Raw genomic sequence first — 22680 nt, 5'->3', positions numbered from 1 at the left:
TTACGTCATGCGGCTTGGGAATACAACACGAGAGTCAAATATGAAGCAGTTAAACGTTGATGTAGCCGTTATTGGTGGTGGTACAGCCGGTCTTGGTGCTTACCGAACGGCAAAAGCACACACAGACAGTGTCGTTATGATCGAAGGTGGTCCATACGGAACAACCTGTGCTCGCGTGGGTTGCATGCCTTCAAAGCTACTGATTGCCGCCGCAGAAAGTGTTCACCAAATAGAAAAAGCGCCAGGCTTTGGCATACACCCTACAGGTGAGATTGAAATCAATGGCCGTGAGGTGATGGAGCGAGTCAAACGCGAACGTGATCGCTTTGTCGGCTTTGTTTTGGAAGGAGTGGATGAGATCCCTGCAGAAGACAAAATTGCAGGCTACGCGAAATTTGTCGACGACAATACGCTGATCGTTGACGACCATACACAAATCAAAGCAAAACGCGTCGTTATCGCGACTGGTTCTCGCCCTGCTTATCCAGCAGTATGGAATGAACTTGGCGATCGTCTCGTGATCAACGATGACGTGTTTGACTGGGATGACCTACCTGAGTCTGTCGCGGTATTTGGACCTGGGGTGATAGGCCTTGAACTTGGCCAAGCACTGCACCGCCTAGGGGTAAAAGTGAAGCTATTCGGTCTTGGGGGTCAAGTTGGACCACTGACTGACCCAGAAGTCATGGCTTATGCCAACAAAGCGTTCCAAGAGGAATTTTACTTGGATGCGGACGTGCAAGTTGAAAGTATGAAGCGCATAGAAGGCAGCGACAAGGTTGAAATCCAATTCATCAACCATGATGGAGAACTGGAAACGTTCGTCGTTGACTACGTGCTTGCAGCCACAGGCCGACGCCCAAATGTAGATAAGCTCGCAATTGAAAACACCAATATTGCGCTTGATGAACGCGGCGTCCCAACCGCAGATCACTTCACGCTGCAAACATCGGTCGAGAGTATCTTTATCGCGGGCGATGCCAGCAATCAGATGCCACTGCTCCACGAAGCGGCAGATCAAGGCAAAATCGCAGGTGACAACGCAGGTCGTTTCCCTGATATTCGAGCGGGGTTACGTCGTTCTCCCATCTCGGCCGTGTTCTCCGACCCACAAATTGCGATGGTCGGCGAAAGCTACCAACAACTGCAAACACGCTTCGGTGCTTGTGGCTGTTTCGAAACCGGTGAGGTATCGTTTGAAGGCCAAGGCCGCTCAAGGGTGATGCTAAGAAATAAAGGATTGCTTCACGTGTACGGTGAACATGGTACTGGTCGATTCTTGGGTGCCGAAATGATGGGGCCAAACGCAGAACACCTTGCTCACCTACTGGCTTGGGCACACCAAAACAAGATGACGGTTTCCGAAATGTTAGATATGCCGTTTTACCACCCGGTGATTGAAGAGGGTGTACGCACCGCACTACGCGACTTAAACGCGAAGCTGCACTTAGGGCCAGAAATGATCAAACACTGTTTAGACTGTGGTCCAGGCTGTTAAACCGCACCCAACCACAAATAAAAACGAGCCAACTATGTGGCTCGTTTTTTGTTTTACTTCTCGGCTGCAATCACAGAGATTTCAACCAATAGCGCATCACGTGCCATGTCAGCAGTGACACACGCACGCGCAGGTGCGTGGCCTTCCGGTACCCATGCATCCCAAACGGCATTCATTTCTTGGAAGTACTGCATATCTTTTAGATAAATAGTGGCAGACAGCATGTGCTCTTTGTCACTGCCCGCCTCTAGCAGTAGCTCTTCCACTTTATCCAGCATAGTTTGAGTTTGCTCTGTAATACCCTGCGTCGCATCAGCACACACTTGGCCACAAAGGTAGATCACACCATTGTGTTTGACGATACGGCTCATACGCTGTTTAGTTTGTTGACGTTCTATCATTTTTCTCACTTTCACGTTGGGTTACGATATTCTAAGACTGGGTATGTTACAGAATATTTAATCACCATGACATGTCATTACTGTGAGAAACATCATTGGTTTTGGGAAAAAATCGGCCGATGCCAGCGTTGCATTAACCAACTTACCGTACTTTCAGTGCTTTGCTGGCTTGTGTGGTGGTTTCTTTGCCAAGAAAACCCTAAAACGATTGAGTCTATTGCACTGATCTTTGCAGCATTCGCTTTTAACACGTTATTAGCACTCCACCTTTGGATGCGCTACATCTTACTGCCTTGGCGGCAAAGAATCGGAAAGCGTAGATAGAAAAAAGCCCCAAAACCAATTTCGGTTCCGGGGCTCTCTTAGATTTGTCTAAGAAAAAGCAGTGGTACCTCTATAGACCCTGCCTTTTATTGAAGGTTCCCCAAATAAACGATCTTTTTTGATCTTTTCTTGAGCACCTTGCAAGTCAGATAGTTACGCGACGTTTGAGCGCGTAATCGCTTTTTCAACTAAGTTTACTTCTAAGGCCACCTCATCGCACGCATGCTGACGTGGGCATTGTTCGCAATCCTTGAGTACCTTTTCTGGCAACAGCGACTTCGACGTTGGTAAGAAACTTTGCTTCATAAAGAATTCTGGTGTGCGAGTTAACACAAACACTTTCTTGATCGCCATCTGGCGCGCTTTTTCCACCAGATACTGCACAATCGCAGTACCTTGCCCTTGATGCTGCCAGCCAGCTTCAACGCCTAAAGAGCGAATTTCTGCCAAGCCAGAGTCATACATATACAGTGACGCACACCCTGTGACTTCACCATGATGCTCCGCCACGGCAAACGAACCAATATCACGCACGAGCTCGTTTCTAGAACGCGGTAGGTTCTCACCCAAGTTGGCCCAGTACGCCACCATACCTTCGAGTGCTTCAATATCGGTTAAACGCGCAGAACGGACTTTGACGGTAGAAGTATCGCGCTTAATCAAACGCGACTCGGCTTGGTCAACCGCATACGCGACTTGCTTAGGCGATACGCCCCCCAAGGCGCTACGTTTCTCGAGGCACGAGTCAATTGTCAGGATGTCATACACATCGGCTTCAATCACATCCGAGAATTCTTTCAGTTCAGCGATAGACAACTCTTCTAGTGCGCAACCCTTCGCAATCGCGCCCACAACCGCAACACCTACAATATGGTGCGCTTCACGGAATGGAATGCCTTTCGCCACGAGGTAGTCTGCCAGTTCCGTCGCGTTAGCATAACCTTGCTTCGCCGCTTCTAGAGTACGCTCACCGTTAACCTTGATGCCATCAAAGCACAGGGCGGCCATTTCCATACAGTCGTTCCATGTATCCAGCGCATCAAACAGGCCTTCTTTATCTTCCTGCATGTCTTTGTTGTATGCCAGCGGCAGGGCTTTCACCGTCATCATCATGCTGGATAGCGCACCATAAACACGGCCAGTTTTACCACGGATCAACTCAAGTGCATCTGGGTTTTTCTTCTGCGGCATGAGAGAAGAGCCAGATGTCACAGTATCCGCCAACTCGATAAAGTTTGATTCACCCGAGTTATAGAAAATCATATCTTCAGCAAGACGCGACAAGTGCAGCATAGAGATAGACGCCACTGACATCAGCTCCATCACGTGGTCACGGTCAGAGACTGAATCCAAAGAGTTACGAGTTGCACGGCGGAAACCTAAGTTATGCGCTAATGCCTCACGATCGATAGAATACGCCGTACCAGCCAATGCGCCCGAGCCGAGTGGGCAAGTATCTAAACGCTCAATCGCATCGTTTAAACGCGAGTAATCACGTTCAAACATCTCAACGTAAGCCAAACACCAATGAGCAAATGTGACTGGCTGAGCACGCTGCAAGTGTGTGTAGCCAGGCAGAACCGTTTCTTGGTGCACTTTTGCCACTGAAACCATCTGAGATTGCAGACGGTCAAGCGCTATCAATAACTGCTGGCCTTGTTGACGACACCACAGTTTTAAATCTGTCGCGACCTGATCGTTACGTGAACGGCCAGTGTGCAGTTTTTTGCCTAGGTCACCTACTTTGCTGATCAGTTGCTGCTCCACCCATGAATGAATATCCTCAGCATCAGAACGTAGGATTTGATGCGGATCTTCCATCACTTCAAGTTTCAGCTCATTCAGCGCCAGCTCAAGTTTTTGTTGCTCTTCTTCACTCAGCACATCTACAGACAGCAGTGCTTTAGACCATGCAATTGAGCCAACAATATCTTGCTCAGCCAATCGGTAATCGAAGCGCAATGAATCGTTGAATTCTTTGAATCTAGTATCTGCTGCTTGGGTAAATCTTCCGCCCCATAATGCCATCGCGTTTCTCCTGATTACCAGTGTTCGCTGCTGTTACTGACAGCGATGTTGACTATACAATCTCTGAATTGAATTCAGTATTTTTTGATGGTTCAAAGTTACGGCAATTTCAGACAAAAATAAAGTATTAATTCATTATTTTTACATATTTATTCATGACAAATTCGTTCAGTTTTCTGTACGCTAAAAATGACAAAGCCCACCTGAGAACAGGTGGGCTTGATCGAGTAGCAAGAAGTCAGTATTTACAGAGCGTTACTTCTTCTGACTGTTTAGCGCACGGATGCGGCTAGACAGTGAGTAAAGACGGATGAAACCACCCGCATGGCTGTGATCGTAAACATCATCATCACCGAACGTTGCAAACTCTTCTGAGTACAGGCTGTTGTCTGAACGTTTCTGAGTCACTGTCGCTTGGCCTTTGTAAAGTTTAACCACAACTTCACCGTTCACGTCTTTCGCCAGCTCTTCTGTTGCCGCTAGGATGGAGTTACATAGCGGTGTGAACCAACGACCATCGTACACGAGGTGCGAGGCTTTAACGCCCAACTCTTCACGGAATTCAAACGCCGACTTGTCCAGCACCAATTGCTCAACCGCACGCAGTGCTTCCATGATAATGGTGCCTCCCGGAGTTTCGTAACAACCGCGAGATTTCATGCCAACCAGACGGTTTTCTACGATATCGATACGACCAACACCGTGCTTCGAGCCTTTTTCATTTAGGTAAACCAGCGTGTTGTATGGCGTCATTTTCTCGCCATCAACCGCCACAACTTCACCTTGTTCTACTTGCAGAGTGACATACTCCGCTTCATTTGGTGCTTGCTCAGGATCCACCGTCCACACCCAGCAATCTTCGTTCGGCGCATTCCAAGTGTCTTCCAGAACGCCGCCTTCTGTAGAGATGTGCCATGCGTTCGCATCACGCGAGTAGATTTTGGTGAGTGACGCGCTACACGGGATGTTACGCTCCGCTAGGTAATCCAAACATTCTTCACGGCTTACTAGATCCCACTCACGCCAAGGAGCAATCACGTGTAAGTCAGGTGCAAGTGCTGCAAATGCACCTTCAAAACGAACCTGGTCGTTACCTTTACCTGTACAACCGTGACATAGTGCGTCTGCACCTACTTTACGCGCAACTTCTACTTGTGCTTTAGCGATGATTGGACGCGCCATCGACGTACCTAGCAGGTATTTACCTTCATAGTAAGCGCCTGTTTTTAAGGTCGGGTAGATGTAATCTGCCACCATCTCTTCTTTAAGGTCGACAACATAACACTCCGAAGCACCTGACGCTTTCGCTTTGTCTTCGATACCAATCAGCTCTTCATCGCCTTGGCCGACATCGGCAACAAACGCCACCACTTCACAGTCATAGTTCTCTTTCAGCCATGGAATGATTACTGAGGTATCCAGACCGCCAGAGTACGCGACAACTACTTTATTTACTTCAACTTTGCTCATGTTCTTTTCTCCAAAATCCCGGCGCTGCGCTTGGCGGTCAGTGCTACGGGTACATCCTATTTGTTTTATATTTATCTCTTAACGCTTACTGCGGTAAGAATTGAGTTCCAATACTTTGTCCAGCGAATAGCTCAGCGAGCTTCTCGGGGTAGCGCCATGTCGCGACTTCAATCGGGCGACCTAGGTCGTTTGCCGCTTCTAGCGCTGCATTCACTTTGACGATCATGCCGTCGGTAATCACGTGGCCTTTAATTAGGGCTTCCGCTTGCGAATGGTTGAGGCTTTTGATCAAATGGCCTTTGCCATCTAGCACACCGCTTACATCAGACAGTAAAACCAGTTCAGCATCCAAAGCCCCAGCAACGGCTACCGCCGCTTGGTCTGCGTTAACGTTCATCATTTGGCCATTGTCGGTTAGACCAATTGAGCTGATGATGGGCAACGCGCCTGTCGACAAAATAGCTTGCAAAACATCCGATTTACCCGGCGTTGCTTTACCGACCGCACCGAGCTCTGGGTCAAGCTCAGTCACCTGACACAAACCACCATCGGCAAGGCTCAGACCCACGGCGTTCAAACCATCTTTGATTGCTTGGCCTTGCAGCATTTTGTTTGCTGTCCCTGCTAGCGCTCCCGCAATGACACCAATTTGCTCGTAAGGTGTTACACGTAGACCATCTTTCTTCACTGTTTTCAGCTGAAGATTGTTCATTAGATCGTCCACCAGATAACCTCCTCCGTGGACGATCACAATTCGTCGCTGAGCCTGCTTTTGGTATTGCGCTACAGCGCCAAATACCTTGCTTAGAGTCTCAGTACACGACAGTGCAGCACCGCCTAATTTGATCACTAATGGAGTTTGATTGTTATCTGTCATCACTTTTTCCTTTGCCGGCTTGCTTATACAAGGGCAGTTAATTCTGGAAATCCGAAGTGGATGTTTAAACATTGCATCGCTTGACTCGATGCACCTTTTAGCAAGTTATCAATCGCAGACACTACGATGATGTGCTCGCCTTGAACCTTCCAGCCAATATCGCAGAAAGGTGTATTCTCAACGTTTTGAATCGTTGGCAGCTCATCACCTAGAAGGCGAACCGCAGGCTTACCTTGATAAGCCGATTCAAACGCCGCATTCACTTGTTGCTCTGTCGCACCTTGAGCCAACTTCATTGTGATAGTCGCTAAGATGCCGCGTTTAAAGTTGCCCAAATGTGGTGTGAAGATGACATCACAGCCCAGATGCGTCGCAATTTCTGGTTGATGGCGGTGGCTAAACACACCATATGGCTTCAGGCTGACTTCACAAAAACTGTTGTTCATTGTCGCCTTGCGCCCTGCACCACTCACACCGCTGGTCGCGTTAATGACAGGCCACTGCGCCGTGTCGATTAAGCCACTTTCTAACAACGGTTTAATGGCCAGTTGCGACGCGGTTGGGTAGCAACCTGGAACCGCGATTAATGGGCTTTGTTTGATACCCTCAGCGTTCCATTCCACCAAGCCGTATGCGGAGTTATCCAATAAAACGTCATACTTATGCGAAAAGCCGTAATATTTAGGGTAAAAACCTTCTTGCTTAACACGGAACGCACCTGACAAATCAAACACCTGACATTCCTGCTCTAAAAACTGTTGAGCTAAGTCGTGGCTAACTTCGTGAGCCGTCGCTAAAAACACTACGTCACTGCTTTTGGCTACTTGTTCAACATTCGTTAACGGCTGTACCGGCTCATCAACAAGCCCGGTCAGCTTACGATGAAGCTCAGAAATGCTTTTACCTGCATCGACACTGTTGGCGGAGACATACAAACCTGATAGCGTAAGTTCAGGGTGTTTGTGAACCATAAGAGCCAGTTCTGCTCCTGTGTATCCACTTGCGCCAATGATGGTGGTTTTTAGCATTTCAGACATCCGTTTTTTGTTGAAAAAAAGCCACCACTATAGTGACTACAAATTTACCAAAACACAGACTTAATGGTTTTTTATTCATTAAAACTGATTTATTATGTGTTTTACCTTCTTAATGAATTTATGTCAACAGGGAACGTGAACTAATTATGCAATTACCCAGTTTCAAAGAGGTCTATAGCGGCCTGATTTCTACCTCATCTATTAGCTCTACGGATCCAAGTTGGGATGAAGGGAACGCGCAAGTTATTGAAAAACTCGCCACTTGGCTGAAAGATGTCGGCTTTGAGGTTGAAGTAACGGAAGTCGAAGCGGGCAAACAAAACTTAGTTGCCAAGAAAGGCAGCGGTGAAGGTGGACTGCTGTTGGCGGGGCACAGTGATACGGTGCCATTTGATGAAGGACGCTGGAATTTTGATCCCCATGCCCTAACCGAAGCGGACAATCGCTTTTATGGCTTAGGCACCGCGGATATGAAGGGCTACTTTGCCTTTATCATTGAAGCAGTAAAAAAAGTGGATTGGAGCAAACAAACCAAGCCGCTTTATGTGTTGGCTACCTGCGATGAAGAAACCACCATGCTCGGCGCGCGTCATTTTACTCAAAATGCGCCTTTTAAACCGGACTACTGCATTATCGGTGAGCCCACCAGCTTAGTCCCAATTCGCGGCCACAAAGGCCACGTTGCCAATGCCATCCGCATTACGGGAAAATCTGGCCACTCATCTGATCCATCGCTGGGCGTCAACGCGATTGAGATCATGCATGAAGTGATGTTTGCGCTCATGCAGCTACGAGACAAGTTGATCAAAGAGTACCACCACCCGGGATTTGCGATCCCAAACCCTACGATGAACTTAGGTCATATTCATGGTGGAGATAGCCCTAACCGAATTTGTGGTTGCTGCGAGCTGCACTACGATGTTCGCCCACTGCCTGGGATCAGCTTAGATGGGTTAGACAATATGTTGAGAGGAGCACTCAAAGAAGTCGAAGCCAAGTGGCCAGGACGGGTCAAAGTCGTTCCGTTGCATGAAGCCATCCCAGGATTTGAGTGTCAGCACGACCACCCATTTATCGGTGGTGTCGAAGACATCTGTGGAACGGACTCACAAACCGTCAACTACTGTACGGAAGCGCCATTCCTACAGGAGCTGTGCCCAACACTGGTACTCGGGCCAGGCTCGATAGATCAAGCTCATCAGCCGGATGAGTTCTTAGCCTTTGAGTTTATTGACCCAACCATCAATATTCTTTCAAAAGCCATGTATAAGTACTGCTTTTAGTGCTCACCTTCAAGGGGGCCTCTCTTCGCCCCTCTTTTAATTTCTCCGCATTGGGGCAGCCACAACAGCATAATTAGTTCGACAACCAATCTATGGTTCAGCGTAACATCAGCTCTATTTAATTTTGTAATAAATTTTCAACATAATTTAGTCAAAACGGTGGCATATTTAAACCACTCCAAATTGAACAATATTTGCAAACTTTGCATGCGATAATTGACTCGGCGCGACATTTTTAGCTAGATTGGAGCATCAACAAAAGAACATTGGATGTAATTTTTTTACAAGGCAGGATGACAATGAATGAGAAATACTCTGCACTCAGAAGCAATGTGAGCATGCTTGGACATTTGCTCGGGAACACCATCAAGGACGCACATGGTGAAGAACTTCTAGAGAAGGTAGAAACGATTCGTAAACTTTCTAAATCCGCTCTCTCTGGAAATGAAGCCGACAGGGAGAGCTTAATTGAAGAAATTAAGCACCTGCCAAATGATCAACTGACCCCGGTTGCTCATGCTTTCAACCAATTTCTAAACCTGACCAACATGGCAGAGCAGTACCATACTATCTCTCGTCACTGCGATGCTCACGTCTGCGAACCAGATGCCATCAATTCTCTGTTTGCAAAATTAAGCGAAAATAAAATCAGCAAACTGGATACCGCACAAGCCGTCCGTGATCTCAATATTGAACTGGTTCTCACCGCACACCCAACCGAGATCACTCGACGTACCATGATCAACAAGCTGGTCAAAATCAATGAGTGCTTATCTAAACTGGAGCTGGGTGACCTGTCAGTCAAAGAACGTCAAAAGACGGAACGTCGCTTAGAACAGCTTATCGCTCAGGGGTGGCATTCCGACACCATTCGTAAGCAACGCCCAACCCCACTAGACGAAGCCAAATGGGGTTTCGCGGTGGTTGAAAACTCGCTGTGGGAAGCGGTACCTGACTTCCTGCGTGAAATGGATGGCCGCCTAAAAGACTACTTGGATGAAGGCCTACCGATCGATGCGCGCCCTGTTCACTTCTCATCATGGATGGGCGGTGACCGAGACGGCAACCCATTCGTCACACATACTGTGACCCGTGAAGTCATGCTGCTGTCGCGTTGGAAAGCGGCGGATCTTTATCTCAATGATGTGAATGAGCTGGTCAGCGAACTGTCAATGACGCGCTGCAACGAAGCAGTTCGCGCATTAGCTGGTGACAATGAGCACGAACCTTACCGCGCGGTATTAAAAGGGCTACGTTCTCTGCTGACAGAAACCAAAGAAATTCTGGACGCAAAAGTAAACGGACAAAAACTGGCAGTGAAAGCGCCTCTACAACGTGTAGAACAGTTGTGGGAACCGCTGTACGCATGTTACCAGTCTTTGCATGAGTGCGGCATGGGCATCATCGCCGATGGCTCACTGCTTGATACCCTGCGCCGAATTAAAGCGTTCGGTGTTCACCTGGTTCGCTTGGATATCCGTCAAGAAAGCACTCGTCATTCAGATGTACTGTCAGAGCTAACCCGCTACCTAGGCATTGGTGACTACGATCAGTGGAGCGAGCAAGACAAGATCGCCTTCTTAACCAATGAGCTGGCATCGAAGCGTCCACTGCTACCGCGTGATTGGGAACCATCAGAGCCGGTTAAAGAGGTTTTAGACACCTGTAAGATTATTGCTCTTCAGCCGCGCGAAGCCTTTGGTGCTTACGTGATTTCAATGGCTCGCACCGCGTCAGATGTGCTCGCAGTACACTTACTCCTACAAGAGTCAGGCTGCCCGTACCGCATGGACGTGTGTCCTCTGTTCGAAACCCTAGAAGACTTAAACAACGCAGAATCGGTGATCACGCAACTGATGAACATCGACCTATACCGTGGCTTTATTCAAAACCACCAGATGGTCATGATTGGCTATTCAGATTCAGCCAAAGATGCGGGCGTGATGTCGGCTGGTTGGGCGCAATACCACGCGATGGAATCGTTGGTGAATGTCGCGGAAGAAGCCGGCATTGAGCTGACCTTATTCCACGGTCGCGGCGGTACGATTGGTCGCGGCGGTGCTCCTGCCCACGCAGCCCTACTTTCTCAGCCACCGAAGAGCCTTAAAGGTGGTCTGCGCGTGACCGAACAAGGGGAAATGATCCGCTTTAAGCTTGGTCTACCTGAAGTAGCGGTGAACAGTTTCAACCTGTACGCGAGCGCCATCCTAGAGGCCAACCTATTGCCGCCACCAGAGCCAAAACAAGAATGGCGTAACCTGATGAATGTGCTGTCAGACGTCAGCTGTGAGGCCTACCGTAAGGTAGTGCGCGGCGAACCTGACTTCGTGCCTTATTTCCGCCAAGCTACACCGGAACTAGAGTTAGGTAAATTGCCTTTGGGTTCTCGTCCGGCCAAACGTAACCCTAAAGGGGGAGTGGAAAGCCTACGAGCTATCCCTTGGATTTTCTCATGGAGCCAAAACCGTCTTGTTCTGCCAGCATGGCTGGGGGCTGGCGAAGCCATTCAATACTCTGTTGACCAAGGCCAGCAAGCATTGCTGGAAGAAATGTGCCGTGAATGGCCATTCTTCTCGACTCGCCTAGGCATGCTCGAAATGGTGTATAGCAAGTGTAATATCGAGATTTCTCGTTACTACGATGAGCGCCTCGCCGATCCAGAACTGTTACCGCTGGGCGATCGTCTGCGCGCTCAACTACAGAAAGACATCAAAACGGTGCTGAATGTAGAAAACAACGAGAACTTGATGCAGAGCGACCCTTGGGGGCAGGAGTCTATCCGCCTACGTAATATTTACGTAGAGCCCTTGAACATGCTCCAGGCCGAACTCTTATACCGTACTCGCCAGACCGAAGAGACGTCTAATGAGCTCGAAGAAGCTTTAATGGTGACTATTGCAGGTATCGCGGCTGGTATGCGAAATACAGGTTAAGACTCCATTGAATCACCAAAAAGAAGGTTGGCCCCTGTGCCAACCTTCTTTTTATCCCACAACGCCCACACTTAAATTGTAGATACAATCACCACTAGTGGGACATAAAAAACCACAACATCGAACTTAATATCTAAAACATAAAAATATTAAGATAATTATAATTTTTTCGGTCTATTTTGTCCGTCTATTCTACTTTATGCTTATTATTTAGATATACTACTCGCCTGCTGTACCACTAATAACAAAACTCATAGTACAGCGCCTCGAGAAACATGAAGTCTCGATCTAGGTGATAAACGGCTTTTTAAGGTGACATGGCCAACATTGTTGGCACTGCTTAAAATTTTTTACTGATGACAAGTGCCATAGAAGCACAACAGTACCTAAGCAGATTTATTTGAAGTTTATTGACCAATTTGGATTGAAGACATGTCATTACCACACGTAATTCTAACCGTTCTGAGCACACGCGATGCAACTGGTTACGATATCACCAAAGAATTTTCTGCTACTATCGGTTACTTCTGGAAAGCCAGCCACCAGCAAGTGTATCGCGAGCTAAATAAGATGGCTCAGCATGACTTAGTCACTTGTGTGCTAGAACCTCAGGAAGGTAAACCAGACCGAAAAGTTTACTCAATTACTGACGCAGGCCGCACAGCTCTTGGTGAATGGTTTGATCAACCGACTGCGCACCCAACAGTTCGCGATGAGTTTTCTGCGAAATTGATGGCATGTGCTGTTCAACCATCAGAACCATACCGAGTGCAGCTAGCAGAGCTCGTAGAAGAATCTCGCAGATTAGTGGCGCATTACCAAGAAATTGAAAACGCGTACTACTCAACGCCAGCAACGTTAGACAAACAACAACGCTTTGAGCGACTCACACTTCGTCGTAACTTGTTGATTCGTCAAGCTTGGATTGAATGGGCGGAAGAAGTTCTAGCTGAGCTAGAAGCACTCGCATAAACATAAAATGAGTTATCGAAGTTGTCGTTAATGTAATCACTTCCTTAGCGAGGATAACTTCGAACCCCCCTAATATAAAAAGAGCTAACCCAAGGTTAGCTCTTTTTATTTCTGTTCTGTCTTGTTCTGAGCAATGGTTAAATGCCATCACCACCCATAAAGGTCTGAGATTTACCATTAAACTGCTGGTCCATATCCAAAGAAGGTTTGTCCGTTTTAGGACGCCCAACAATTTTCGCGGGAACACCAGCAACCGTAGTATGTTCAGGAACGGGTTGAAGCACAACCGAGCAAGAGCCAATTTTAGCACCCTCGCCCACTTCGATATTACCTAATATTTTAGCACCCGCACCGATCATCACGCCTTCACGGATTTTCGGGTGACGGTCACCGCATTCTTTACCAGTACCACCTAGGGTCACATCCTGAAGAATCGACACATCATTCCCGACGACGGCTGTTTCACCAATAACAATACCTGTTGCGTGGTCAAGCATAATGCCTCGGCCAATCTGAGCGGCGGGATGAATATCAACCTGACACGCCACGGAAATCTGATTTTGCAGATAGGTAGCCAGCGCAATACGCCCCTGACTCCAAAGCCAGTTCGCCACACGATAGCCTTGCAGGGCATGGTAACCCTTTAAGTATAGAAGCGGCATTGAATACATAGAAACGGCAGGATCTCGATTCACTGTAGCACAGATATCACAAGCTGCGGCCTCTGTGATTGTCGAGTCCGCATTAAAGGCTTCTTCTACCACCTCACGTACCGCCATTGCAGGCATTGATGGGGTTTTTAGCTTATTAGCAAGAATGTAACTCAGTGCTGAAGCTAGGCTATCATGTTTAATGATAGTCGCATGGTAGAAGCTCGCTAGCATGGGCTCTTGATCAGACAGCTCACGCGCTTCGCGAACAATGGCTTGCCAGACTTTCTGTTTTTCACAATGTTTCATTAAAGTTCCTAATCCCTAGATATTGTGTCAGCGAACTTATGCTTCCGCTTTCTTATCTCGCGCCAGCAGATCTTTTGCTGCCAGTCTTGCATCTTTTCCTTGATACAATACTTGATAAATTTGATCAACAATTGGCATCTCTACACCCATGCGCTGAGACAACAACCAAACCTCTTTGGTATTGCGATAGCCTTCAACCACCTGCCCAATTTCTGTCTGTGCGGTATCAACATCCTTACCTTGCCCCAACGCGAGCCCAAAGCGACGGTTGCGTGATTGGTTATCTGTACATGTTAGTACTAAATCACCCAAACCAGCCATACCCATAAAGGTTTCTGTTTGGGCGCCAAGAGCAGTACCAAGACGCGTCATTTCCGCCAAGCCACGAGTGATCAATGCCGTGCGCGCATTGGCACCAAAGCCAATACCGTCAGACATTCCCGCACCGATGGCGATAACGTTCTTCACCGCACCACCCAGCTGCATGCCGATAAAGTCGCTGTTGGCATACACACGGAACGTTTTACTGCAGTGGATTTTTTCTTGTAGGTCCGCCACAAACTGCGAATCAGGAGAGGCAACCGAAATCGCCGTTGGCATGCCCATCGCCAGTTCTTTTGCGAACGTAGGACCAGACAACACAGCCAGCGAATAACCTTCACCTAGCGCATCGTGAGCGACATCTTTGAGCAATCGACCAGTCTCAGGCTCTAGCCCTTTCGTTGCCCAGCATATGCGTGAATCTTGACGCAGGAATGGCTTAACATTGTTCAGGACAATGCCAAAAACATGACTGGGTACCACGACCAGCAGATCTCGGCTCGCTTGAACGGCTTTTTCTAGATCAGACTCAACAATCAGTGATTCCGGAAACTCAATCCCAGGCAAAAACTCATGATTCGCGCGATCAGACTCTAGACGCTCCATATGCTGTGGATCATGTCCCCAGATCACCACATTAGCACCATTACGCGCTAATGAAATCGCCAACGAGGTACCGTAAGAACCCGCGCCTAAAACGGTCATCGAAATCTCTTTACCGTAAGCATTATTGGTATTTTTATCTGTCATTGTTCCGCCTGATTGTCGTGTAATTGACTAGAATCCAGTTCTTATTGCCCTTCTTTAAGGACAGTAAGAATTAAGCTCTTGCCTATGTGTTGAAAACAAAAAATGCACATCGCATCAAAATAATAGATGCTCTGTGCATTTCTTCACTCTCTGAAGGCTCAGAGAAAGCGAATTAAGCCTCAGCTTGACCTTCGTCTTGCTGTGCTTGTTGCTGTAGGTAGTTCATAAACAGAGCGTCAAAGTTAACTGGTGCTAGGTTCAGTTGAGGGAACGTACCTTTAACCACTAGGCTAGAAATAGTTTCACGAGCATATGGGAATAGAATGTTCGGGCAGAATGCGCCTAGACAATGTGCTAGTTGGCCCGCTTCCATCTTCTCAGCCGTGAAAATACCGCCTTGTTGCACTTCGCATAGGAACGCTGTTTCTTCTGCGTTTTTCACTGTTACCGTTAGGCGCAGAATGACTTCGTATACACCTTCACCAAGCTCACGGCTTTGAGTATCAAGATCCAGTTTCACATCTGGGTTCCACTCTTTTTGGAACATAGCTGGTGAGTTTGGCGCTTCGAACGATACGTCTTTTAGGAAGATACGTTGAATTGCGAAGTTTTGAGCTTCTTGTTGCGGTGCTGCTTCAGCCATTTTAAAAATCCTTAAATCCTTGAATTAATAGTCTGTTTCGAGACTAACTGAGAGAGGGAACTAAGACTAGGATTCCACTAAAATTCGTGGAAGTGTTCACATCTCTCTAAGTTAAACGCTGACTTTTCAATCAGCGTTTCGAGTAATCTGCGAGTAAATTACTTTTTACCTTTTACCAGCGGTAGATTCGCTTCGTTCCAGGCAATCAGACCATTCTTAAGCACGCTTACTTTTTCAAAGCCAGCTTTTGCTAGAAGGTTCGCGCTCTCTTGAGCTGTCTGACCTGATTTGCATACCACAATGATTGGGTCAGATTTACGGCTTTCAAGGTTACCAAAGTTACCCGCTTTAATATCAGAAGGTAAAATGTGAACTGCATCGGTAATATGACCTTTGCGGAATTCTTCTTGAGTACGCGTATCAGCCACTACCCCGTTCTCACGGTTTAATAGTGTGGTGACTTCCGTTACCGAGATTTCTTTGTATGCAGCTGTGGCTGATTTCACGATGTTCGCGATAAGGGCAATCAATAGACCTACCCATACCAGAGAAAGAATCATGTTCTCTTGAAAAAATGCGATGTACTCTTGCATGTCCTGTGCTCTTCGATGATAGAGCTGCCGCTACACGCTTGGTATAAGACAGCCCTAGGCTAAAATTCAGATTGGGAGTATAACGAGGATAAAGACCCTGCGCGAGTCAAAAGCACTCAGAATAAGAATCTGTTGCACATTTCCTTACGCGATTGGGAACGGAAACGCCGTCACTTGATCAATATGATCACACTCCAGTGACAGCATTATCAAGCGATCGACCCCCAGCGCCACTCCTGCACATTGTGGTAAGCCAGACTCCAGCGCTGCGATAAGGTGATGATCAATCGGCTGAGTTGCTATCCCCATCTCGATTCGCTTGGCGTTGTCTTCTTCAAAGCGCTTCAGTTGCTCTTTCGGGTTATCCAGCTCGTGAAAACCATTAGCTAACTCAATACCTTTAAAGTAAACCTCAAACCTATCAGCAACACGAGGATCTTGCGCATTAATTTTGGCTAATGCCGCCTGAGAGGCAGGAAAGTCATACACAAACACGGGCACGCTCTGACCAACCTTCTCTTCCACACCGACACTAAATAACAGCTGTAGCAGTGTATCGCGATCGTCTTCAGGATCGGCAATATCACTTAAGCCTAGAGAGGCGGCGGCTGTCTTTAACTCAGCCATTGAGGCTTCCAGTGGGCAAACACCAAGTACCTTAAGAAAGGCTTGCTGGTAAGTCATTCGTTCTGCTTGACCACATTGTAAAACCAGTTGGAGCATGGCATCCATTTCATCCATCAGTTGGTGGTGGTCAAACCCCACTCGATACCACTCTAACATGGTGAATTCTGGGTTGTGATAGCGGCCATTTTCCTCATTGCGAAACGATTTACAGATCTGATAAATGCAGCCACTTCCGGCAGCCAACAGTCGTTTCATATGAAACTCAGGGCTTGTCATAAAGTACAGTTTTCGGCCATCAGCGTAACCTGGGCCCACAAATTCGGTTTGGAATGTATGCAAGTGAATATCCGTTACCGTGGCATGGCTCATCGCCGGGGTGTCGACTTCCATCACATTCCGCTGCGCAAAAAATTGGCGAATAGTCTGAACAATATCGGCTCTTTGCTTAAGCTGCTCAATCGTTGCTGTGGGTTGCCAGTTCATCTTTGTTCTCTACCTCAACCTTTCAAATTCCGGCAAAAATTACCACTATTTACACCCTTTGCAAGCAGAGTTTTCAAGACCACCAGCGCACTAAAAACGTACTACAGACAATAATTCACCTCCTGCCATATTGGCAATAACAATACCAAACCATCATCAGTAACAGCGCCGTAACACAAGCCGTTACTAGTAATTAAGTCCATTAAAACAGTCGCCGTGATAACTATCACATATCCTATATTTTCTATGCTCTTGCATGCATTTCCGCAGCAAAAACCTAAATACATCAATTTTTCTATAAAGTTGCTCTTCTACACTAGTTCTACCACTTTTGGGGAGTCTTGCCCCGAATTAACAATAACAAGCGGGCACCACCGCAATTTCACACTGGAGGATAACTGTGAAAACAATTACCACAGATATCGCAGTCATCGGCGCTGGCGGCGCTGGTCTTCGCACTGCTATTGCAGCAGCTGAAGCAAACCCTGAACTAGAAGTCGCACTGATTTCGAAAGTGTATCCTATGCGCTCCCATACGGTGGCCGCAGAAGGTGGCTCCGCAGCCGTTGTCAAAGAGGAAGATAGCCTAGATAACCACTTCAACGACACGGTTGGCGGTGGTGACTGGTTGTGTGAGCAAGATGTCGTTGAGTACTTCGTAGAAAACGCCACTCGTGAAATGATCCAAATGGAGCAATGGGGTTGCCCTTGGAGCCGTAAAGAAAATGGCGAGGTCAATGTGCGCCGCTTCGGTGGAATGAAGGTTGAACGCACTTGGTTTGCCGCGGACAAAACTGGCTTCCATATGCTTCACACCCTATTCCAAACTTCGATGAAGTACGACAACATCAAACGCTTTGACGAATACTTTGTGGTAGACCTAATCGTTGACGACGGTGAAGTACAAGGCCTTATCGCGATCCACATGTCTGAAGGTGAACTCATCACCATCAAAGCCAAATCGGTTGTGCTTGCTACCGGTGGCGCTGGCCGTGTTTATCACTGTAATACCAATGGCGGCATTGTGACTGGCGATGGTATGGCAATGGCGTACCGTCATGGTGTTCCGCTGCGTGACATGGAATTCGTTCAATACCACCCAACCGGTTTACCGGGAACGGGCATTCTGATGACCGAAGGTTGCCGTGGTGAAGGTGGTATCATCGTCAACAAAGATGGCTATCGTTACCTGCAAGACTATGGCATGGGTCCGGAAACGCCAGTGGGTGAGCCGAAGAACAAATACATGGAGCTGGGTCCTCGCGACAAAGTGTCACAAGCGTTCTGGCACGAACAGCAAAAAGGCAACACCATCAAACACCCACTCGGTGATGTGGTACATCTCGATCTTCGTCATTTGGGTGAAGAGTACCTGCAAGAACGCCTACCGTTCATCTGTGAACTGGCGAAAGCTTACGTCAACGTTGACCCAGCAAAAGAACCTATTCCAATCCGTCCGACGGTTCACTACACCATGGGCGGTATTGAAACCGACAAACAATGTGAAACGCGCATTAAAGGTCTGTTTGCGGTGGGCGAATGTGCCTCGGTTGGTTTGCACGGTGCGAACCGTTTGGGCTCAAACTCGTTGGCTGAATTCGTGGTATTTGGCCGCGTTGCAGGTGAGCAAGCGGTTCAACGTGCAGCGGAATTCAAAGGCTGGAACGAAGACGCCATTACTGCACAAGTCAAGGCGGTAGAAGAGCGTATCCAAGCATTGATGCAGCAAGAAGGCGACGAGAACTGGGCCGATATCCGCACTGAAATGGGCCATACCATGGAAGCTGGCTGTGGCATCTACCGTCAAGAAGACCTGATGCAAGCGACAATCGAAAAGCTCGCAGAGCTAAAAGAACGCTACAAACGCATCAGCATTAAAGACAAAGGCAAAGTGTTCAATACCGATCTGCTCTATGCCATCGAAGTCGGTTACGGTCTTGAGGTGGCTGAAGCCATGGTGCACTCGGCGATTTTGCGTAAAGAATCCCGTGGTGCGCACCAGCGCTTGGATGAGGGCTGCGCAGACCGTGATGACGAAAACTTCCTAAAACACTCGCTTGCTTTCTACCAACCAGAATCGGCTCCAAGCATCGACTACAGTAATGTCACTATCACTAAGTCACAGCCAAAAGCCCGCCTGTATGGTGAAGCGGCAGAAAAAGCGGCCGCAGAAGAAGCGGCACAAGCATCAGAAAATAATGCAGAGGAGCAAGCATAATGTCAGCAAATCGCATTCAAAAAGTCGACATCCTGCGTTATGACCCTGAGCACGATGCAGAACCACACCTACAAACGTTCGAAGTACCGTTTGACGAAACCATGTCGGTACTCGATGCCATTGGTTACATCAAAGATAACTTAGACAAAGATCTGTCTTATCGCTGGTCTTGCCGTATGGCGATCTGCGGATCGTGCGGTGTGATGGTCAATGGCGTACCCAAGCTAGCGTGTAAGAGTTTTCTGCGCGACTACCCTTCTGGCGTGAAGATCGAACCCTTGGCGAACTTCCCGATAGAAAAAGATCTGATCGTCGATATGACGCCGTTCATTGAACGCCTAGAAGCGATCAAGCCATACATCATCGGTAACGATCGTACACCAGAAGACGGCACCAACTTACAGACCCCAGAGCAAATGGCGAAGTACAAACAATTCGCTGGCTGCATTAACTGTGGTCTTTGTTACGCCGCCTGCCCTCAGTTTGGCCTCAACCCAGAGTTTATTGGCCCTGCAGCACTGACCCTTGCACATCGCTACAACTTAGATAGCCGTGACAACGGTAAAGATGAGCGAATGAAGTTGATTAACGGTGAAAACGGCGCTTGGGGCTGTACGTTCGTGGGTTACTGCTCTGAAGTATGCCCGAAAAACGTCGACCCAGCAGCAGCGGTCAACCAAGGCAAAGTGGAGTCCTCTATGGACTTTGTGATTGCGATGTTGAAGCCAGATGGCACCCCAGCCAAAGAGGAGGTATAAGGATGAGTAACCGCAAACCTTACGTTCGTGAAATGAAACGAACCTGGTGGAAAGATCACCCTTTTTATCGTTTCTATATGTTGCGTGAAGCCACTGTATTACCACTCGTTCTATTCACCATTTTCCTTACCTTTGGGTTAGGTTCATTGGTGAAAGGTCCTGAGGCATGGCAAGGCTGGCTAGCGTTCATGGCCAACCCTATTGTGGTCGCCATCAATATTGTCGCGCTAGCTGGAAGCCTGTTCCATGCTCAAACGTTTTTCAGCATGATGCCGCAAGTGATGCCTATCCGTTTTAAAGGCAAACTGATCGACAAGAAAGTGGTTGTGTTGACTCAGTGGGCAGCCGTGGCGTTTATCTCACTCATTGTCCTCATTGTGGTGTAAGGAGCTTTAACTATGAAACCGAATTACTCTGTAGATAGAGCGCCAAAACGTTCAGATGAACCAGTATGGTGGAGCCTATTTGGGGCAGGGGGCACTTGGTTTGCCATGATCACTCCCGTCACCATCTTAGTGTTGGGCGTACTTGTGCCACTGGGCATCATTGACGCTGAAGCGTTAAATTACGCGCGAGTGTCTGAATTCGCCACCAGCATTATTGGTGCGCTGTTTATCATCGGTACACTTGCCCTGCCAATGTGGCATGCCATGCACCGTGTTCACCACGGGATGCATGACTTGAAATTCCATACTGGTGTCGCGGGTAAAATCGCTTGTTATGCGCTGGCAGGATTCATCTCGGCTTTAGCTATCATCTTTATCTTAATGATATAAACTTCTGATTTTTAAATTAAAAAAGCTGGTTTGATACCAGCTTTTTTATTACCTAGACTTTTTGACCACCTATGATCCTTTTGCTTTTTAAGCATTTGACCACCAGTAGGCCTATTGCTGAACGACCTTCTTAGTTTGGTCCATTAACCCTAGCGCCCCAAAGCCGGTAATCACATCCAAGTTGGTTTTTAGGCCTGTTTCATCGCCACCCCCAATGTAGTTTTGTGGCATCTGTACTTGGAAGTTTTGCAGGTTGTTATACAAGGAGTTCGCGACCTCACGGTTAAGCTCAGCCAAATACACTTCTCGGTTTGCGCCAAGTGCCGCGTACTTCGCTTTTAAGACTTCGGCTTCTGCACGACCTTTTTCCAAGATGGCCTTCGCTTCAAATTCCGCAGACAAGGCGTTGGCTTTTTGAATTGCTAAGTTTGCTTCTGCAATCGCCAGCTCTTTCTCTTTTTCGACCTCGGCAAGTCGCTTGGTCTTTTCTACTTCAACGATTTCTCGTTCTGCGATCTGGCGGGCCACTTCCACTTCTTTTTGTTGTGAAATAATCGCCAGTTCTTTTTGACGCTGAGCATCTTGCACTTCACGAGTACGCTGAATCTCTTTACGAAGCTGCTCCGTCTCGGCTTGCGCTTTTGACGTTTCTTGCTCCTGAATCGCACGAATTCGGTCTGCTACCAAGCGTTTCTTGTCGGCGAGCAGTTGATCCAATTGCTTCTCTGGTTGCGGATCACCAATCGTTACCTGTGTCACCTGAATGCCATATTGCTGCAGAGGATTATCTTGGCGAATTGGCTGACCCGTATTGTCCACCACAGGAACCGTTTTCCATACCAGTTGATTGGTACGTTGCAACTGGTTGGCATTCGATTGTTCAATGCCGACGGGCGCTAGGTCTAACTGTTCCACTTCTACCTGTCTGCGCTCGGTGGTGTAAATGCCGTTTCGTAGCTGGTCTCCAAGCTTGGACTTGAATTGGTTTAACCCACCTTGGAAGAATTCTTCACCCGTGTATTGAGTCGCGGTAATGACAGTCACGTTACGTGCGTTCTTTACCAATAGAGCATCGATGAGGTTGCTGTTATTACGAAACTCTTTATGCATTTTTTCTACCGCTTCTGGATCATTGCTCAACTTAAAGCGGAAAGTGACCGGTATCTGGCCAATATAGGTATCAGCAAAACGCACCTGAACTGGGTCTAGGCGCTGATAGAAGTCTTCTCCTTTGCTGTTGCCAAACGATACGGTGATGACTTGGTCATACTGGGTGATTTTGGATAAAAACGGCATTCGGAAATGAATACCTGGTTCCGTGAACACATCAAGTTCACCAGTAATGTTGTTTTGATGTACGTAACTGTAGCCAGCATCTGTCATTAATACCGAGCTGTTCACTGTTAACCCTAATGCCAGCAAAGGAATACCATATACCGCTGCTTTTAAGCCTTGATGTAACACCTTACGTCGTTTGTCCACGTTTGAACCTTGTCCCAAGCCAATATCATTCATTGTTCTTTTCTCCTTTCTGCGTTGCATAAAATACTTAGAACAATAAAAACAGCGAGTTATAAGCATTCCATCAACCTGGAGAAATTTACCAGATTATTTGATCAAGAAGTAATCGAGCGATAAGTAATCCATATGAAATGTTTCTCAAATATCAGACTTTCTGCTAGTTATCTTTTAGGTATAAAAAAGCCGACCCTGAGGTCGGCTTAGTAAC

Annotated in this window: 20 protein-coding genes; 9 read left to right on the top strand and 11 right to left on the bottom strand. The window is 47.5% G+C overall.

Translation table 11 applies throughout. The annotated features are described in order from the left end of the window. The first annotated feature begins 40 nt into the window (after window positions 1–40). Window positions 41–1498, top strand: a complete 1458-nt coding sequence (locus tag VNE01S_RS17480; RefSeq protein WP_053396534.1) for a dihydrolipoyl dehydrogenase — start codon at window positions 41–43, stop codon at window positions 1496–1498. A 53-nt stretch (window positions 1499–1551) separates the two neighbouring features. Here VNE01S_RS17480 and VNE01S_RS17475 read toward each other — a convergent pair whose 3' ends face one another. Then, window positions 1552–1899 (bottom strand): RidA family protein, encoded by a 348-nt coding sequence (locus VNE01S_RS17475; RefSeq protein WP_053396533.1) that lies wholly within the window; start codon window positions 1897–1899, stop codon window positions 1552–1554. Window positions 1900–1965: 66 nt separating this feature from the next. On the opposite strand from VNE01S_RS17475, the gene VNE01S_RS18965 reads away from it, so the two are divergent. Then, window positions 1966–2223: a DUF3624 domain-containing protein gene (locus tag VNE01S_RS18965; RefSeq protein ID WP_082331715.1), complete on the top strand. Its 258-nt coding sequence runs from the start codon at window positions 1966–1968 to the stop codon at window positions 2221–2223. 153 nt (window positions 2224–2376) lie between these two features. On the opposite strand, the gene argH is transcribed toward VNE01S_RS18965, so the two are convergent. The 4 genes from argH to argC form a co-directional block, all read right to left on the bottom strand. After that, window positions 2377–4251 (bottom strand): argininosuccinate lyase, encoded by a 1875-nt coding sequence (argH, locus tag VNE01S_RS17470; protein WP_053396532.1) that lies wholly within the window; start codon window positions 4249–4251, stop codon window positions 2377–2379. Window positions 4252–4506: 255 nt separating this feature from the next. Further along, window positions 4507–5721, bottom strand: coding sequence for an argininosuccinate synthase (locus tag VNE01S_RS17465; protein WP_053396531.1), 1215 nt, complete (start codon window positions 5719–5721; stop codon window positions 4507–4509). A gap of 85 nt (window positions 5722–5806) precedes the next feature. After that, a complete protein-coding gene (gene argB / locus VNE01S_RS17460; RefSeq protein ID WP_053396530.1) occupies window positions 5807–6598 on the bottom strand; it encodes an acetylglutamate kinase in 792 nt (263 codons plus the stop codon). Between the two features lie 23 nt (window positions 6599–6621). Further along, window positions 6622–7626 (bottom strand): N-acetyl-gamma-glutamyl-phosphate reductase, encoded by a 1005-nt coding sequence (argC, locus tag VNE01S_RS17455; RefSeq protein WP_053396529.1) that lies wholly within the window; start codon window positions 7624–7626, stop codon window positions 6622–6624. Between the two features lie 155 nt (window positions 7627–7781). Here argC and argE point away from each other — a divergent pair, with 155 nt between their 5' ends. The 3 genes from argE to VNE01S_RS17440 all read left to right on the top strand — a co-directional run bounded on the left by argE (window position 7782) and on the right by VNE01S_RS17440 (window position 12823). Continuing rightward, a complete protein-coding gene (argE, locus tag VNE01S_RS17450) occupies window positions 7782–8918 on the top strand; it encodes an acetylornithine deacetylase (RefSeq protein ID WP_053396528.1) in 1137 nt (378 codons plus the stop codon). Window positions 8919–9217: 299 nt separating this feature from the next. Beyond that, on the top strand, window positions 9218–11851 hold the full coding sequence (gene ppc, locus VNE01S_RS17445; RefSeq protein WP_053396527.1) for a phosphoenolpyruvate carboxylase: 2634 nt from the start codon (window positions 9218–9220) through the stop codon (window positions 11849–11851). 432 nt (window positions 11852–12283) lie between these two features. Beyond that, window positions 12284–12823: a PadR family transcriptional regulator gene (locus VNE01S_RS17440; protein ID WP_053396526.1), complete on the top strand. Its 540-nt coding sequence runs from the start codon at window positions 12284–12286 to the stop codon at window positions 12821–12823. Window positions 12824–12960: 137 nt separating this feature from the next. On the opposite strand, the gene cysE is transcribed toward VNE01S_RS17440, so the two are convergent. The 5 genes from cysE to epmA form a co-directional block, all read right to left on the bottom strand. After that, window positions 12961–13782 (bottom strand): serine O-acetyltransferase, encoded by an 822-nt coding sequence (gene cysE / locus VNE01S_RS17435; RefSeq protein WP_053396525.1) that lies wholly within the window; start codon window positions 13780–13782, stop codon window positions 12961–12963. Window positions 13783–13818: 36 nt separating this feature from the next. Next, complete coding sequence (gpsA, locus tag VNE01S_RS17430) at window positions 13819–14853, bottom strand: NAD(P)H-dependent glycerol-3-phosphate dehydrogenase (RefSeq protein ID WP_053396524.1); 1035 nt, start codon at window positions 14851–14853, stop codon at window positions 13819–13821. Window positions 14854–15025: 172 nt separating this feature from the next. Further along, window positions 15026–15496, bottom strand: a complete 471-nt coding sequence (gene secB, locus VNE01S_RS17425) for a protein-export chaperone SecB (protein WP_053396523.1) — start codon at window positions 15494–15496, stop codon at window positions 15026–15028. Between the two features lie 158 nt (window positions 15497–15654). Next, entirely contained in the window at window positions 15655–16089 is a 435-nt protein-coding gene (locus VNE01S_RS17420; protein WP_053396522.1) for a rhodanese-like domain-containing protein, read from the bottom strand. Between the two features lie 144 nt (window positions 16090–16233). Beyond that, window positions 16234–17199, bottom strand: coding sequence for an elongation factor P--(R)-beta-lysine ligase (gene epmA / locus VNE01S_RS17415; protein ID WP_053396521.1), 966 nt, complete (start codon window positions 17197–17199; stop codon window positions 16234–16236). 400 nt (window positions 17200–17599) lie between these two features. Between epmA and frdA the strand changes: the two genes are divergently transcribed. Genes frdA through frdD form a run of 4 tightly spaced genes read left to right on the top strand, consistent with a single transcriptional unit; the run spans window position 17600 to window position 20951 of the window. After that, window positions 17600–19417 carry a fumarate reductase (quinol) flavoprotein subunit gene (frdA, locus tag VNE01S_RS17410; protein WP_053396520.1) on the top strand — a complete coding sequence of 606 codons (1818 nt, stop codon included), beginning with the start codon at window positions 17600–17602 and terminating at the stop codon, window positions 19415–19417. Further along, a complete protein-coding gene (locus tag VNE01S_RS17405) occupies window positions 19417–20175 on the top strand; it encodes a succinate dehydrogenase/fumarate reductase iron-sulfur subunit (RefSeq protein WP_053396519.1) in 759 nt (252 codons plus the stop codon). Before frdA ends, VNE01S_RS17405 begins: the two co-directional genes overlap by 1 nt. A gap of 2 nt (window positions 20176–20177) precedes the next feature. Next, window positions 20178–20561, top strand: a complete 384-nt coding sequence (gene frdC / locus VNE01S_RS17400; protein WP_053396518.1) for a fumarate reductase subunit FrdC — start codon at window positions 20178–20180, stop codon at window positions 20559–20561. A 12-nt stretch (window positions 20562–20573) separates the two neighbouring features. Beyond that, window positions 20574–20951 carry a fumarate reductase subunit FrdD gene (gene frdD, locus VNE01S_RS17395; RefSeq protein WP_053396517.1) on the top strand — a complete coding sequence of 126 codons (378 nt, stop codon included), beginning with the start codon at window positions 20574–20576 and terminating at the stop codon, window positions 20949–20951. A gap of 111 nt (window positions 20952–21062) precedes the next feature. Here the strand turns inward: frdD and VNE01S_RS17390 are convergent, their stop codons facing one another. Further along, complete coding sequence (locus tag VNE01S_RS17390) at window positions 21063–22466, bottom strand: SPFH domain-containing protein (RefSeq protein ID WP_053396516.1); 1404 nt, start codon at window positions 22464–22466, stop codon at window positions 21063–21065. Between the last annotated feature and the right edge of the window lie 214 nt (window positions 22467–22680).

Origin of the sequence: Vibrio nereis NBRC 15637, from assembly GCF_001591105.1 — a bacterium.
In the GTDB taxonomy this organism is placed as follows: Bacteria; Pseudomonadota; Gammaproteobacteria; order Enterobacterales; family Vibrionaceae; genus Vibrio; species Vibrio nereis.
The sequence above is the reverse complement of the archived record's forward strand: the minus strand, read 5'-3'. Positions and strand labels throughout refer to the sequence as shown.

What these genes read in the sequence shown, in the direction of transcription:
- VNE01S_RS17420 (WP_053396522.1), bottom strand. Translation starts at nt 16,089, where the DNA reads ATGCAAGAGTACATCGCATTTTTTCAAGAGAACATGATTCTTTCTCTG.
- VNE01S_RS17465 (WP_053396531.1), bottom strand. Translation starts at nt 5,721, where the DNA reads ATGAGCAAAGTTGAAGTAAATAAAGTAGTTGTCGCGTACTCTGGCGGT.
- VNE01S_RS17440 (WP_053396526.1), top strand. Translation starts at nt 12,284, where the DNA reads ATGTCATTACCACACGTAATTCTAACCGTTCTGAGCACACGCGATGCA.
- ppc (WP_053396527.1), top strand. Translation starts at nt 9,218, where the DNA reads ATGAATGAGAAATACTCTGCACTCAGAAGCAATGTGAGCATGCTTGGA.
- VNE01S_RS17405 (WP_053396519.1), top strand. Translation starts at nt 19,417, where the DNA reads ATGTCAGCAAATCGCATTCAAAAAGTCGACATCCTGCGTTATGACCCT.
- frdC (WP_053396518.1), top strand. Translation starts at nt 20,178, where the DNA reads ATGAGTAACCGCAAACCTTACGTTCGTGAAATGAAACGAACCTGGTGG.
- VNE01S_RS18965 (WP_082331715.1), top strand. Translation starts at nt 1,966, where the DNA reads ATGACATGTCATTACTGTGAGAAACATCATTGGTTTTGGGAAAAAATC.
- argH (WP_053396532.1), bottom strand. Translation starts at nt 4,251, where the DNA reads ATGGCATTATGGGGCGGAAGATTTACCCAAGCAGCAGATACTAGATTC.
- cysE (WP_053396525.1), bottom strand. Translation starts at nt 13,782, where the DNA reads ATGAAACATTGTGAAAAACAGAAAGTCTGGCAAGCCATTGTTCGCGAA.
- epmA (WP_053396521.1), bottom strand. Translation starts at nt 17,199, where the DNA reads ATGAACTGGCAACCCACAGCAACGATTGAGCAGCTTAAGCAAAGAGCC.
- argB (WP_053396530.1), bottom strand. Translation starts at nt 6,598, where the DNA reads ATGACAGATAACAATCAAACTCCATTAGTGATCAAATTAGGCGGTGCT.
- VNE01S_RS17475 (WP_053396533.1), bottom strand. Translation starts at nt 1,899, where the DNA reads ATGATAGAACGTCAACAAACTAAACAGCGTATGAGCCGTATCGTCAAA.
- argC (WP_053396529.1), bottom strand. Translation starts at nt 7,626, where the DNA reads ATGCTAAAAACCACCATCATTGGCGCAAGTGGATACACAGGAGCAGAA.
- secB (WP_053396523.1), bottom strand. Translation starts at nt 15,496, where the DNA reads ATGGCTGAAGCAGCACCGCAACAAGAAGCTCAAAACTTCGCAATTCAA.
- gpsA (WP_053396524.1), bottom strand. Translation starts at nt 14,853, where the DNA reads ATGACAGATAAAAATACCAATAATGCTTACGGTAAAGAGATTTCGATG.
- argE (WP_053396528.1), top strand. Translation starts at nt 7,782, where the DNA reads ATGCAATTACCCAGTTTCAAAGAGGTCTATAGCGGCCTGATTTCTACC.
- VNE01S_RS17390 (WP_053396516.1), bottom strand. Translation starts at nt 22,466, where the DNA reads ATGAATGATATTGGCTTGGGACAAGGTTCAAACGTGGACAAACGACGT.
- frdD (WP_053396517.1), top strand. Translation starts at nt 20,574, where the DNA reads ATGAAACCGAATTACTCTGTAGATAGAGCGCCAAAACGTTCAGATGAA.
- VNE01S_RS17480 (WP_053396534.1), top strand. Translation starts at nt 41, where the DNA reads ATGAAGCAGTTAAACGTTGATGTAGCCGTTATTGGTGGTGGTACAGCC.